Below are 14,249 nucleotides of genomic sequence, written 5' to 3' on the forward strand. Positions count from 1 at the left end.
TATTCATTTTTTTTGTCATAATCAAGTATTGCATATAATTGTACCGTACTCATGATAATGATTTAGGATTGCTATACCAGCAGCGCAGACAGGATTACCATTCTGAAGGATAGGAGCAGGCGGTTGGGTATTTCCAGGAGAATTTGCTGCACACAGAATCGATACAGTAGTCAGCTCTTTGTTAGCTGCTTTGGAAACAGGTACTAAAAATACAGCCCCGACATAGCTAGTAAGATTATTGCTGCGGGCTACAGCATAACTAAAGGCAGAATTTTTGGTAGATATGGTTGAATAGTTATAGTTGGTTGTCTGAGTTTTAATGCCGAGACCTAGGGCATTAACGGAATTGGAAAATGCGCCATCCTCGGCGTATATTGCTTGTTGACCTTTGTTCATTGCGCTAACATATTGTTTACCTTCTGATTGCTTCGCTTTCTTCCCGCCACCACAACCGACAACAGAAGGAAGGGCGAGCGCACCAACTATTATGCTGCCCAGAGGAAAGTAAATAAAAGTGATCCTCAGTAAGATTCCTACCCAAGATTTACTTTTTTTGTCAGGGGGAAGGTTTTTTTCTGAAGATGCCGCTTGTTTGTTAAGTGCATCGAGTTGAGGGTTTGTCTTAAGCTGCATGGTTGTTCTCGATACTGCTTGTTTGTTGAGTGCCTCGATTTGAGGATTTTTTTTAAGCTGCATGGTGGTTGTCCAAATGTGTTAGCAGAGTAGTTTTCAAGTGATTGACATACTCCCCGGCGTAAACACATGGGGATTGTAGAGTCAAACAGCGAGTGCACGGGTATCTTGTCCAATATCGCCTAATCGAACAGTCGATGCCAAGAAAAACAAGCAAGTTATTTTTAGCGTCGTTTTCATCCAGTCCATTGAGTGCGGTGGGGCTTGCAAACCTCGCCTACTGTGCCTTGCTTCTACTCTATTTTTATTAAATCACGTCGCTATTTGAGAACTTGAGTGAGTTTTAATCGACTTCTCATCGACTTTTCATTACTCCTTTCCCGGCAGAAAACGATCTACTTGTTCTCTCCCCGATTCCCTCCAAGGGGGCAGGGCGGTTGCATTTTTCGTAGGGGCGGTGCCTCCGTGTCCGTGTCCTATCGCTGCAATGCCAATGGATCGCGTCGCTGGGGAGGGGTAGGCACTCTTGGCACTACCCCTACAAAATCCTGGTTTTTCTGATAATGAAACTGCCCTGGGGGGTGGGGGGTTCTTCCTTCGTGTCCTTAGCATCTTCGCTGTTCAATAATTCGATATTATTTGGCATTTAGCCGATCGCGAAAATACTCCTCATACAAATTGCATCTCGCACTGCAATAATTGCCCTCCTGTTTCACCAACCCCATACTGTTTAATTTAAACGCTACTTCTAGCCTTAATCGGACTGGCTTTGACACACTCGAAACCTCTCTCATCGCCTCGATTAATTCTGGATATTTTTCTAAATTCCACAAATGTCGGCCCAAATGGTCGCTGTAAATTCCTGCCTCGGTTGCCGCCGATTTCAGCAATTGATTTAAAGTCACATCTTGACAGGCAATGCGATACATAGCCAGCCGCACTAAGTAGGGATGTCCTCCCACTAGCGCCATCATTTCTGCCACTTCTGTAGCACTCCAATTAATTCCGTGTCGCGCTGCTAAGTCTTGCACTTGCTGGGAATTAAACTCAGGCAAATCAATGGGCAACCCGACATTAAACGGCGATTTATTCACATCCAGCGGGATATATACTTCCGTAGAATGCACCACAATTAAACGCAATTTTTTCCAAATATCTCGCCGTTTTGCTTCTTCGTGTAAAGCTCGCAATAACCCAAAAAAGTCGTCGGCAATTTCCGGCGATTCAAACAGGCGATCGCTCTCATCCAACCCTAACGTCAGAGGTTTTGAGGATTCAGACAGCAAATACTGTTCAAAATAAGCCTTGCAGCACTGATTGCTGCCAATCAAATCGGCTAATTCCCAACACTTGGGCAACTGCTCCAGCATTCCTAACTCTTGACCGATGCTAGCACAAAACCACTGCAAAAATGTGTCTGAATTAGCGAATATTTTCCTATTGGCTAGCTGAAAACTCAGCGCTACCGTGCGAGAACCTTGCTGTTCTGCGTGATGCAAAATCCTCGCCATCAAGGAAGTTTTGCCCATTTGTCTGGGTGCTTTTATGCGGATTAGCGCTCCCGGTTGGGCGATCGTCTCGTAACAGCGGGATTCGATGGGAGGGCGATCGATATAAAAACGAGAAGCTATTTCAACTTGTCCTCCCGGCAATTCAGGCTGCGCTGCTGGCAGAGGTTGAATTATTGACTGTTTGGTGCTAGTAATTGCGTTCCATTCTACAGCTAATTCATGGTCGGCAGTTAACGATGTGCGACCTTCTTTGATAATGGTTAAAATTTGTGATAATAACTTAAATGAGTCGCCAACACCGCGCCACAGCCAGGGCTGAATTCCTGCTAAGTAGCTCAGTAAATCAAAAGAAAGCGGTGTATTTAATTCAAGTAAAATTGGTAAAATTGCGGGTTTATGAGCAGTTGAATTGTGCAGTTCTTTGGCTAGCTGCACTTGTTCCAATATCATTTCGCTAGCGGCTGATTCTTGGGAAATCAGCAACAGCAAATAATCGCAACGCTTTAAATATGAGGCTGAGTCGCTGCTGTTGTTAATAAAAAAGACTTCATGGCCTCCCGCACTCAAAGCTTGGTGTAACTGCTGAGAAAGGGTGGTGTTTGAGGTCGATCGGGCGTTGGCGTTAGCGAAGCGATCCGAAGGAAAGCCCTCGAAGACGATCGCCACTTTGGCGCTCACCAGCACTACCTCCTCTGGCTCTGAATTCGCGTCAAAATCGGCTATATCGCGCCATTCCTGGCCCAATCCGCGACAAATTTCGATGAAATTGGCATAATCCACAGGCTTGCCATTCAGAAAATGGCTGACAGTAGATTGCGCCATCCCTAAATCCTCAGCCAGGATTTTCTGACTGGGAAAGCCATTTCTCAGGAGACAGGATTTAACTGCGCGAATGCACTCTTCGCGCACCCTTAGCGATCGTGGCATTGCTTATCACAATCAAAACACTGAAACCATCATAAATGCCAACCGTCCCTAAAGTCGATGAAAAGTCGATGAAAAGTCGATGATTTTTCAAATAACTCAGTCGCCAACTCAAATAGCCACCTGATTAGATTAGAAATAACAAGGTTGAATCCCATCAAAACGAGGTAAGAGCATTGTGTATTCTATCCTAATTTGGTCGCTGGCCTCAGCCACTAATCAACCAGGTTTCGCCTTCACCCCGCCCCTATTCTGGCTGCTGCTCGGAGTTGTGCTTAGTGCGATCGAGCTATTAATCATCAAAACTCAGCCCCAAAAATACAGATTTTACCTGCTAATGATGGGAGCTTCGGCTTTAATTGAATCCTTTATTTTGTGGAGAGGATCTGTAGCATTTCAGTTTAGTTGGGCGAACATAATGTATGAAGATTTTGACTGGCAAATCTTCTACTGGATGGGGATAGCCCTCGCGCTGAGCATTTGGATTCGACCGATTTTTATTGTTCGCAAAAAGTTTGTGATTCCCGAAGCAACCGAAGCGACAACAATCTCCGAGATTTTCCCCGGAGAAACCGGAATGGTGATTTATGAAGGGGCTTCGTGGAAAGCTCGCAATGAAGATTCCCAAGGGGCGATCGCACCCAGACAAAAAGTTTACGTTTTGCGCCGCGAAGGAAACACGCTGATTGTTGTACCTGACAGATTAATTCACATCAACAGTTAGCTCCTCGATCGGCGATTGAAATCGCTTCTACACAAACAAATTCCGCCTTCGCGGACTAAGAAATCACTGTCAACTGTCAACTGTCAACTGTCAACTGTCAACTATTTACCAGGAGATTCACTATGTATCAGTATTTTTTGATGGTGTTGTTTGCAATCACCGGAGTATCCTTAGCCAGCAGCGTCAAAATCGTCCGTCAAGGAGATGAGGCCTTAGTTGAAATTTTCGGAAAGTACGATCGCAAGAAACTCGAACCAGGTTTGACTTTTTTGATTCCCTTTGTCGAAACAGTGGCTTATAAACAAACTCTGCGCGAGCAAATTTTAAACCTGCCACCGCAACAATGCACGACGCGCGATCGCCTTGCCATCACCGTTGAATTTATTGTTTACTGGCGAATAATTGACTTAGAAAAAGCTTCCTACAAAGTGCAGAATCTCAAGGAAGCGATGTTAAATATGCTGATTCTTTCAATTCGGACTCACATTGCGACATTATCTATGGAGGAACTTTACACGGCTCGCCATGAAATCAATAATGCTTTAGTAGAGGAGTTGGATACAGCGACAGATCCTTGGGGTGTGAAGTTTACGAGAGTGGAATTGCGCGATTTTGCGATCGGCAGTAAAGTGGTTCAGCCAACATCCATTGACCGGAAAGAAGTACAAAAGCTGCGAGCTTAGAGATTAGTATTCCCTCCTTTTCCTCGTTACCAGGCTCTTCCTGGTAACGCAGTTCCAGAGGCTCAGCCTCGCCGAATTTAATTCGCCTTGTATATACCATTTAAGGAGACAACACCATGACTAAGAATCAAGAATCAATAGTTCGAAATGCAGCTTGTCGCGGTTGCGGATGCTTATTACTTATAACCGGTATTGGAGTAATAAATGGGATAGCTCTGCCATTTTATCTAAATAATACCAATAGAAGCAAGCAGTCGGAAGCAAAACAGTATGTTAGCTCAATGAACAAAGCTCAGCAAGCAGATTTTGCCGAAAAAAGTGTTTTTTCCAGTTCTGTTAATGCTTTGGAACTTGGGATAAAAACGGAGACAACAAATTACAAGTATTCAGTTAGCGCCACAAAGCAAACTGCTTTTAATTATGGAGTCTCCAAGCAACCACAACTTAAGAGTTATGTCGGCGGTGTCTTTTTAGTTCCTGTTAAAGAAGTTGAGCCAAATGCGGCTAAAGATGGAATAACAACAATATCCATATTCTGCCAAGGTGATTCTCCCGGTACAATTAAACCAGCGGAGCCCACCTATGAAAATGGTAAAATTGCTTGTGGGAAAGGCACAACACAAGTGCCCAAATAATTTAACTATACGGAATATAATGACAGTCGATTACCAATATTAAATCGGCCTTCAATTGAGATTTACCGGAGTAAAGTCTTTACTACAAACAGGGAGGATAGAAAACTATGAGTCAACAAGATTCTAAATCAGCTAGAATTTCACCTAATGGTTGCGGATGCTTATTGCTTTTAATGGGCATTGGAGCAATTGGTGCGATCGCTATGCCAACATTTCTGGGTGATAGCGCGCATGATAAGTATATGACATCATATATGACATTTCAAGCGCAACAGTATGTTAGCTCAGTGAACCGAGGTCAGCAAGCCTATTTTGCAGAAAAAAATGCTTTTTCCAGTTCTGTTAAGGCTTTGGGAATTGGCATTGAAAGAGAGACAACACATTTCAAGTATTCAATTCGTGCCACTAAGAAAGCAGCATTTAATTATGCAGTAGCAAAGGGAAACAAGTCCAAAAGTTATGTCGGTGGTGTTTTTATTGTTCCTGCTAAAAAGTTTGATCCAAATTCTGCTAAAGAGGAAAGAACTACAACGTCCATATTGTGCCAAGCTGATTCTCGCGGTACAATTACACCAGCGGAGCCCACCTATGAAAATGGTAAAATAGCTTGTGGTAAAGGCACAAAAAAATGGTCAGAATAATCTAAATGCACGCAAAATAAGGACTGTCAATTACTAACCTTAAATCGACCTTCAATTGGTATTTACCGCGCTAAAGCCTTTACAACAAATAGAGAGAAGACAAAACAATGAATCAACAAAATTATAAATCAGCTAGCCTTGCATCAAATGTTGGTGGATGCTTAGTGAGTTTAATGGTGATGGGAGTATTGGCTTGGGTATTTGTTGTGCCATCCTTTCAGGTTAGGGTTAGGATCAACAAGCAATGGGAACCCAGAGATTATATTAGCTTAATCAACAAACGGCAGCAAGCCTATTTTGCCGAAAAAAGTGTTTTTAGCACTTCTGTTAAGGCTTTAGGAATTCGCATTATTAAAACCGAGACTGAAAATTACAAATATTCCCTTCTGACCACAAAAAAAGCAACATTTAATTATGGAGTATCAAAGCAAAAAGACCTTAAAAGCTTTGTGGGTGGTGTCTTGGTAATTCCTGCTACAAAAGTTGAGTCAAATGCTTCTAAAACTCAAATAACGGCCACATCTATATTGTGCGGAGCTGATTCTGCTGGTACAATTAAACCACCAGAACCAACTTATAAAAATGGTAAAATTGCTTGTGCTACAGGCACCATAGAACTGAGACAAAGTTATCAATAGAGGCAATATAATGACAGTCGATTACCACTATCAAATCGGCGGCAGTCTCCCGCAAAATGCACCTACTTATGTAGTGCGACAAGCTGACTCAGAACTTTATCAAGCCCTCAAAGCTGGAGAGTTTTGTTACGTGCTCAATTCCCGACAAATGGGCAAATCCAGTTTGCTAGTGCGAACTGTACAAAAACTCTCGGCTGATGGCATTGCTTGTGCTACGATCGACCTTTCGGACATTGGCAACCAGCAAGTCTCTCTAGATAAGTGGTACGGCGGCGTCGCTTACAAGCTATTGTGCAGTTTCAACCTGTTTAACCCAGTCGAGTTTATGACTTGGTGGCGGGAGAGAGAGTTGATGCCGCCGGTGCAGCGCTTAGGAGAGTTAATTGAAGAGTTGCTGCTGGTCAAAATTTCTCAAAACCTGGTCATTTTTATTGATGAAATTGATAGCGTTCTGAGTTTCCAAGAACCGCTAGATGATTTCTTTGCATTAATTAGATGTTGCTACAATAAACGCGCTCACAATTCAGAATACCAGCGCATTACATTTGCTTTGCTGGGAGTAGCTACGCCATCGGATTTAATTAGCGATGCAACTCGCACGCCCTTTAATATCGGTTTAGCTATTGAATTGCACGGTTTTAACTTACAGGAAGCTCTGCCTTTAGCCAAGGGATTTGAGGGAAAAGTAGACAATACTCAAGAGGTTTTAAAAGAGATTTTGGACTGGACTGGAGGGCAGCCCTTTCTGACTCAAAAGCTTTGCAAGCTGATTCTGCACCATGTAAAAAGCTTAGCTTCGGCGTCTATTATATCAGATTCAACCGATGAAAGCCAAACTAACAATTTGACTATAAATAAATTATTAATTAGCGAGATAGTGCAGTCTCATATTATTGATAATTGGGAATCGTCAGATGAACCGGTACACATTAAAACAATTCGCGATCGCCTTCTCAGAAGTCAGCACCACGCCAATAGGTTATTAGGACTATATCAAAAAATATTGCCACTTTCAGAACCCCCCGATTGTAGGGGCGGTGCCCCCGTGCCCGCCCTGGTAGGAGGAATCTGGGCGGATGATACTCCCGAACAAACAGAATTGCGGCTGAGCGGATTAGTAGTAAAACGAGCCGGAAAATTAACCGTATCCAACCGCATTTACGCAGCTATATTCAGCCATGACTGGGTAGAAAAAGCACTCGGCGACTTGCGCCCCTATGCTGAATCCCTAACAGCATGGATAGCTACAAATTGTCAAGACGAATCTCGCTTGTTGCGGGGTCAAGCACTGGAAGATGCCCGACAGTGGGCGGCAAATAAAAGCTTGAGTACGCAAGATTATCAATTTTTAGGTGCGAGTCAAGAAGCGGAATTTTCCAAATTGCGCGATCGCGAAAAACAAACTCAAACTGAAATTGAACAACTGCGCCGCGAAAAAAAGTTACTAGAGGAACTAAGCGAAGCACAAAAGCAGAAAAAAGCCATTGCAGTTAAACTTTGGCGCGAGCAACAACTGAGAGTGCAAACAGTTACAGGAGCCGCAGTCATATTAATATCAATCCTGATAGTAGCTTTTTGGGTTAAACCGTCAATCGAAGAAAGAAACAACAAAATTCTCACTCTCAGTTTGCTATCAGAAACGCTATTTGCCGCAGATAAAAAAGAAGAAGCTTTGCTAGAAAGCATCAGAGCTGTTACAGAAATGAAACGATCGCTCGGAGTGAGCTCAGATATTCAGATGCGAGTGGCGATCGCCCTCGAACAGGCAGTTTACAACTTTCGGGAACGCCGCCGCTTGCAGAGTCAAGCGAGTACCCTCGCTTTCGTGAGTTTCAGTCCCGACAGTCAAACACTTGTGACTGCTACCGATGATAATTATATCAAGCTTTGGCAAACTAATGGAACTTTACAAGCAACATTGACAGGGCATACTGATAAAATTAGAAGGGCTATTTTTCATTCTAGCGGTCAGATCATTGTCTCTGCCAGCGACGATCAAACTGTCAAAATTTGGCAAAAAAATGGCGAATTGCTTCATGATTTAAAAGGACACAGCGGTCAAATAACAAGCGTCTCTTTGAGTCCCGATGGTAAAATTATTGCTTCAGCAAGTGCCGATGGAACAGTTAAACTATGGAAAATAAACGGTGAAGAATTGTCAAGTTTAAAAGTGGAGCGAGGTTGGATAACCAGCGCCAGTTTTAGCCCAGACGGTCAGATAATTGCTGCGGCTGGTACTGATGGCACTGTCAAACTTTGGAATTTGAGAAAGATTGTGGAAAAGTTGCAAAAACAGCAGTCAATCGAAGCCAGCACCGATATCAAATTGCTCCGAACTTTACAGATGGAAAGTGATAAAATTATGAGTGTAACTTTCAGTCCAGACGGAGCAATGGTGGCGGCTGCAGGTGCTGGAGGAACTGCGAGAATTTGGAGCAAAGACGGCATACCGCTAAGTATTTTAAAGCATACAAGTGGAGTGACAAATATCAGCTTTAGTCCCGACAGTCAAATGTTGCTATCTGCAAGCACAGACAAAATGGTGAGGCTGTGGAACATTGACGGTACATTGCTCCAAACTTTAAAAGGTAACAAGGATGCTGTTTGGAGTGCGAGTTTTAGTCCAGACGGCAAGGCGATCGCTAGTGCTAGTGCTGACGGTACGGTGATGCTGTGGAATTTTAATCTTGACGATTTATTGCTGCAGGGTTGCGATGGAGCCCGCAATTATTTTCAGACAAATCCGATCGCAAATCAAAACAATCGACACCTCTGCGACGGGATTGGAACTCAGTCGGAACTCACGCAAAAAAAACCGGGTTAAGAGTCAAAATGTTGAGTTTGGCACCAAAGTATCTAGGCAGAAACTGGCTTTTTGACCGCCCCTGTGTCTAGGGCTGATATCGTTAAAATTGGTAGCAGGTAATAGGTAATAGGTCAGCCCGATCGGTGTATTCAACTCTAGAACAAAAGTACCAGCGCCTGCAAAAAGACTTAAGAAATGGAGTCATCGCTCTTGGTGGCATTTTCTGCACGGGTACTCTCTGGTATTGCCTGGTGGAAAAATGGTCTTTGCTCGATGCCGCTTACATGACAGTCTTTACCCTAGCCACTGTCGGCTACGGGGAACTTCAGCCCCTCGGGAAACGCGGGCGAATGTTTACCATATGCCTGATTTTGATGGGTGTGATTGTGATTGGTTTCATCGTCAACCGCTTTACAGAAGCGCTGATTGAAGGATATTTTCAAGAAGGAGCAAGAATTAGGCAGCAGCGACGATTGGTAGATTCTTTGATCGGGCATTACATTCTCTGCGGTTTTGGGCGTACTGGCCGCCAAATTGCCTTGGAATTTCAGGCCGAAAACATCTCTTTTGTGGTTATAGATTCGGCAGTACATTCGGTTGAGTCAGCTTTGGCACTGGGGTACACGGCTGTCCAAGGAGACGCGACTTTGGACGAAATTTTGCTGAGTGTGGGGATCGATCGCGCAATTTGCATAGTAGCAGCTTTGCCTTCGGATGCCGAGAATTTATACACTGTCATGTCAGCGAAAACTCTGAATCCGAAGGTACGGGCGATCGCCCGCGCCACTACAGAAGAAGCGGTAAAGAAGTTGCAGCGGGGCGGCGCCGATGCAGTCGTATCCCCCTACATTACCGGGGGAAAACGCATGGCGGCGGCGGCTTTGCGGCCTCAAGTTATGGATTTTTTAGATGGTGTTTTGACGGGCACCGATAGTTCTTTTTACATGGAAGAATTTTTGGTCGATCCCAATAGTTGTGTCTACGTTGGGGAAACTTTGAGAAATGCCAAGTTGCGATCGCAATCGGGGGCCTTGGTTTTAGCAGTGCGGCGCGCTGGCGGGACTTTGATTGTCGGGCCTACCGGAGAAACTGCGATCGAAGGAGGAGATATGCTGATTTGTTTGGGCACTGCTGAACAACTGCGAACTCTCAATCAAATCCTCAGTCCCCTGAGTTTTCGCATCCCCCGGCCTCCCAAGTAATACCATGCCAGGTTTGTAGTGAGGAATGCAAGTCCTTTTTTGGGGCGGTTTCGGCGGGCGAGTGAGTTAATGCCGACTGGGTTGGGGAAGTTGGCTCTTTTGGGAGGTGCGATCGCTGTCTATTGATGTTTGGTGAGATGAAAAAGTATCAAAAATAAATTTGATTAAAGCCTTTTTTGTTTAACAATTATGCAGTATCTTGCTCTCCCAAAAATTCTACGATTCACCCTCACCCAATTCTCTCCATGTCCACTTATTAAGGTAATCATCAAGCAACTTCTTCAGCAATGGGCGAGCATTATCGTAATCTTCTACAACCCGACGAGATGGGCGACGGTTGTGAGCTACACAGTTACGCATTTTTTCAATTGCCCCCATACGCTCTTTAAGACCTGCTAAAAAATTAACATCATCCTCATCTTCAATGGGCTTACGATTTATTTCTCTGTATAAGGTATCATAGTTGGCTGAGTTGCAGATATTTTTTAATAAATCACCGATTTTAAGATCGGGGCGTGTATTTAGATTGACATATTGACTGAAAGTTAAATGAAAAAATTGATTATCTACTGCTGTTTTCATTTGCTTTCTATCAGGTTTATCTTTTGCCATAGGTTGCTCCTTTTCATCCTTTAGCAATTCATAAGGATCGCTATCTTGATAAGCATGAAAATAAATGAGGGTTAAGACACGCCGTAGCTTCATTTCGACTGTAAAAATTTCATCTGCCCAACGAGCAAGATCGTCGTGAAGTAATGAGTCTTCAAATTTGACAATATGAGAGTCTGAAATCGTATCTAATAAAGCTTCGGCGAACTCATCTAAAACGCTTTGGGTTTCCTTCGTTTCTTCTGGTAGTTCTAAGGTCAAACCAAGAATGATATTTTGAGAATTATTACCAGCATCATCGGTTTTTTCATTCCCTAGCCGTTGGTGATTAAGAACAATCATTTGCTTAATTTCATCAAGGCTAAATTCATTGAGGTTATCTTCTAGCACTCTAGTTAATACTTCCACTAATGTTGTGCGAATTTCAGTGCTGGATGTATGGCAGTAAGAAAGTAGAAATTCAAACCTCATAGTGGAGCAGTTCCAAGTAGTTGTTCTTCAAACCATCGTTTGGCATTTTGCCAACCTGTCTCTGCTTCGGAGCGTAAACGTCGAGCTTCTTCCCGGCGACTATGTACTTCAGCAATGATATATTTTTGAATCTCTTGAGAAGGGATAATAACTGGTATTTCGCCAACCTCAGTCAAGTTGATATTCGCTCTTGCTACTGGACGTTTAAAGTAGTCTAAAAGGCCTTGACCTAAACTGCATCGAAGATACCAGCAAACATACTCTACTAATACATCATTAGAGCTAATACGAACAGCAGCTATAGCCTGATTAATATTGGCAGGTTCATTGAAATCATCAATACCAATTGCTCCGATAGTTGCACCGACAATAGCAATCAGTATATCTCCTCTTTTTAGTTGGGATCGTTTCATTTTTTCGTTATGAATTTCTTCTCGAATATGAACTTCACTGGTTGGGGTTACTCCACCTTCCTTGGTAATTTCACCACTTCGGACAAAGCGAACCCCATTGGGTGGATCAACGTAAGCATCGCCTTTCGCTAGAGGTGTTGTTCCCGAGAAAATCAGTTCAGCAATATTACCAAGATTTGTTAGATGATGGTGTGAACTCTTAATAGTGGTAAACAATTTTTGAAAATAGGGTTGGTTTGAATAGGCATCAACTCGCTCTCCCAGCATTTGAGATAGGCAAATAGCATAAGCTTTACGACTATCAGGGGATGGCAAGCTAATATCTAGTGCATTTAAAATAAATTCATCAAGACTGGAAAGGAGAGCATCAGCTTCTGCTAGTTTTTGTCGTCGCTGTGATCGCGCTTTATCCATTGCAGCAACAAGTTCATGTTGTTTTGATAGCGAAGGTAAAGGAATAAGGATTTCACGAATCTCCTCAGCGTTGATATTGGTCATTCCAATAATTTGCCGTGAGAACCGATCAATTTGAAGCCTGCCTGTATAGGTACTTAAAAAATCTGAAGCAAATTGTGGATCTAACTGCTTGTCATTAGTACGAACGCGAATAAGATAGGAGGCAAAAACCCAATCTCCCGTTTCACGGAAAACTTCACATTTCCCAACAAGTTCTTTAGAGTTTGTACGATTAAAAACGAGATCGCCTGAATATAAACGATAAGTATCTATCTGATTATCGCTGAGTTCAATGTACTTCAAGTCTCTTAAGTCCCAACCATCATCTTGAAGGTTGTTCATTCGTAAAATAGTTACACCTGGCGGTTCAGATTTTGCCAAATTTGAGCAACCGTACTGAACTTTTGTAACCACTTCACCGAAAGATACGGGAGTAAAAATGGCATGAGCAAACCTTTCTTTTAAGAACGGTGTAAGTCGCCAGAAATTAAAATCGGCTCGTTTCAAAACTTCGCCCTGCCGAACTCCAAAACATGAAGCATTTAACTGTTCGGTAGGGCTTAGACGAAAAAAGGGTTCGGATCTCTTTGAAACTCCCGCCACTGAGCAACCAATCCAGTATCAGGAATAATCTCACGGTGTCGTTCACTCCACCCCTGTTCCTTTGGATTAACTGTACTCCACTCAAAATAAACCCGATACTCAAAAAGGTCACAGCCATGACGCTCTATTTTCTCTTTCCCTGCAATTTCCTTTTCAACTGTTACATTAAACGTTTCCCGTCCCGTAGCATCGTAACCAATATTTTCCGCCAATGCCATAAAAATCGGTGCATCATCGGGGACTGTCTCACCATCCTTTAAGCGACGGAGAAAAACAATACTCGTCTTTACCCCCGCATCATAATGAGTAAAGGCAAATTGAGGCAGACTAACAACCGCGAGAATTTGAAAATGCGACAGCATCCAATTCCTTACCCCTTGCAGCGAAGAATTGGTCAGAATGCCATCAGGAAGCACGATTCCCGCCTGACCAGTACCCGGTTTAAGATAGGAGTGAACCCGTTCTATAAACAGAATTTCTGTTTTGATGCTAGTACGCTCCTTGACCGCTTTTGCTCCTCGCTTGGCATTGCTTTCGCTTTGTGCCGACTCATCGGGTTCTGTACCAGTTGTTGATTTATTCAAATAACGGCGTAGCTCAAACTGATCGAGATAGCCTTTTTCTTTTTCAGTGCTTTTGACTACCGACCCAAAAGGCGGGTTAGTTAAGATTAAATCGAATTTATCGGGTACAAGTTCGGATTTGAGTTTAGTTAGATTATTTAGAAAATCAAGAGCATCGTGACCAATAATATTAGTATGACCATCATCATGGATAATCATATTCATCTTGGCAACGCGGGCTAATTCCTCATTAATCTCAATCCCAAATAGATTATGTTGTGCGAAGTCGTGCCAATATTTAAAATGTTCTACACCTTCACGTGCATCAGTTTTGTATTTTGGAAAACGGCGATTAGCTTCCCTGCGAACATGATCGAGCGCATAGAGAAGAAATCCCCCAGAACCACAAGCAGGATCAAGAACTAGCTGTTTGCGCTGTGGATTCAGAACTTCAACAGCAAAAGCAATTAGTTCACGGGGAGTAAAGTATTGCCCAAAATCCCCCTTAAAAAACCCACCCATGAACTCCTCAAAAGCCACGCCTTTTGTATCAAGTTCCGTGCGATCGAGTGAAAGAGCTTCTAAATGTTCAACAACTTGGGCGAGAACGGGTGGAGCTACATTAATTTGATCGGTGAATACCCCAGGTTCGCGTTCCTGCTCATACCAATTTTATGTGAAGTTGCATATAATAGAGAGATAGCTTGTATGGTGCGTTTATGAGTCGTAGTTTAAAA

12 protein-coding genes are annotated in these 14,249 nt (G+C 43.1%); 7 read left to right on the forward strand and 5 right to left on the reverse strand.

Annotated elements, in window-relative coordinates:
• Positions 1 to 21: 21 nt before the first annotated feature.
• Entirely contained in the window at positions 22 to 696 is a 675-nt protein-coding gene (locus QUA42_RS26705) for a type IV pilin-like G/H family protein (protein ID WP_333141581.1), read from the reverse strand.
• Between the two features lie 572 nt (positions 697 to 1,268).
• A complete protein-coding gene (locus tag QUA42_RS26710) occupies positions 1,269 to 3,071 on the reverse strand; it encodes an AAA-like domain-containing protein (RefSeq protein ID WP_333141584.1) in 1,803 nt (600 codons plus the stop codon).
• 175 nt (positions 3,072 to 3,246) lie between these two features.
• On the opposite strand from QUA42_RS26710, the gene QUA42_RS26715 reads away from it, so the two are divergent.
• From QUA42_RS26715 to QUA42_RS26745, 7 genes are all read left to right on the forward strand, one after another.
• On the forward strand, positions 3,247 to 3,792 hold the full coding sequence (locus tag QUA42_RS26715) for an NfeD family protein (protein WP_333141585.1): 546 nt from the start codon (positions 3,247 to 3,249) through the stop codon (positions 3,790 to 3,792).
• Between the two features lie 122 nt (positions 3,793 to 3,914).
• Positions 3,915 to 4,475: an SPFH domain-containing protein gene (locus QUA42_RS26720; RefSeq protein ID WP_333141587.1), complete on the forward strand. Its 561-nt coding sequence runs from the start codon at positions 3,915 to 3,917 to the stop codon at positions 4,473 to 4,475.
• Positions 4,476 to 4,591: 116 nt separating this feature from the next.
• Positions 4,592 to 5,110, forward strand: coding sequence for a type IV pilin-like G/H family protein (locus QUA42_RS26725; protein WP_333141589.1), 519 nt, complete (start codon positions 4,592 to 4,594; stop codon positions 5,108 to 5,110).
• A gap of 107 nt (positions 5,111 to 5,217) precedes the next feature.
• On the forward strand, positions 5,218 to 5,751 hold the full coding sequence (locus QUA42_RS26730; protein ID WP_333141591.1) for a type IV pilin-like G/H family protein: 534 nt from the start codon (positions 5,218 to 5,220) through the stop codon (positions 5,749 to 5,751).
• 107 nt (positions 5,752 to 5,858) lie between these two features.
• Positions 5,859 to 6,389, forward strand: a complete 531-nt coding sequence (locus QUA42_RS26735; RefSeq protein ID WP_333141593.1) for a type IV pilin-like G/H family protein — start codon at positions 5,859 to 5,861, stop codon at positions 6,387 to 6,389.
• Positions 6,390 to 6,399: 10 nt separating this feature from the next.
• Positions 6,400 to 9,213 (forward strand): LpqB family beta-propeller domain-containing protein, encoded by a 2,814-nt coding sequence (locus QUA42_RS26740; protein WP_333141595.1) that lies wholly within the window; start codon positions 6,400 to 6,402, stop codon positions 9,211 to 9,213.
• A gap of 125 nt (positions 9,214 to 9,338) precedes the next feature.
• Positions 9,339 to 10,397 (forward strand): potassium channel protein, encoded by a 1,059-nt coding sequence (locus QUA42_RS26745; protein ID WP_333141597.1) that lies wholly within the window; start codon positions 9,339 to 9,341, stop codon positions 10,395 to 10,397.
• A gap of 216 nt (positions 10,398 to 10,613) precedes the next feature.
• Here QUA42_RS26745 and QUA42_RS26750 read toward each other — a convergent pair whose 3' ends face one another.
• The 3 genes from QUA42_RS26750 to QUA42_RS26760 are packed head-to-tail and all read right to left on the reverse strand — an operon-like array spanning position 10,614 to position 14,052.
• Entirely contained in the window at positions 10,614 to 11,414 is an 801-nt protein-coding gene (locus tag QUA42_RS26750) for a hypothetical protein (protein ID WP_333141599.1), read from the reverse strand.
• A 59-nt stretch (positions 11,415 to 11,473) separates the two neighbouring features.
• The gene (locus QUA42_RS26755; protein ID WP_333141601.1) at positions 11,474 to 12,853 is read right to left on the reverse strand and encodes a restriction endonuclease subunit S; all 1,380 of its coding nucleotides are present in this window, start codon (positions 12,851 to 12,853) and stop codon (positions 11,474 to 11,476) included.
• A gap of 53 nt (positions 12,854 to 12,906) precedes the next feature.
• Positions 12,907 to 14,052: an N-6 DNA methylase gene (locus QUA42_RS26760; RefSeq protein WP_333141603.1), complete on the reverse strand. Its 1,146-nt coding sequence runs from the start codon at positions 14,050 to 14,052 to the stop codon at positions 12,907 to 12,909.
• Between the last annotated feature and the right edge of the window lie 197 nt (positions 14,053 to 14,249).

This window comes from Microcoleus sp. Pol11C2, assembly GCF_036701505.1.
Taxonomy (GTDB): domain Bacteria; phylum Cyanobacteriota; class Cyanobacteriia; order Cyanobacteriales; family Microcoleaceae; genus Microcoleus.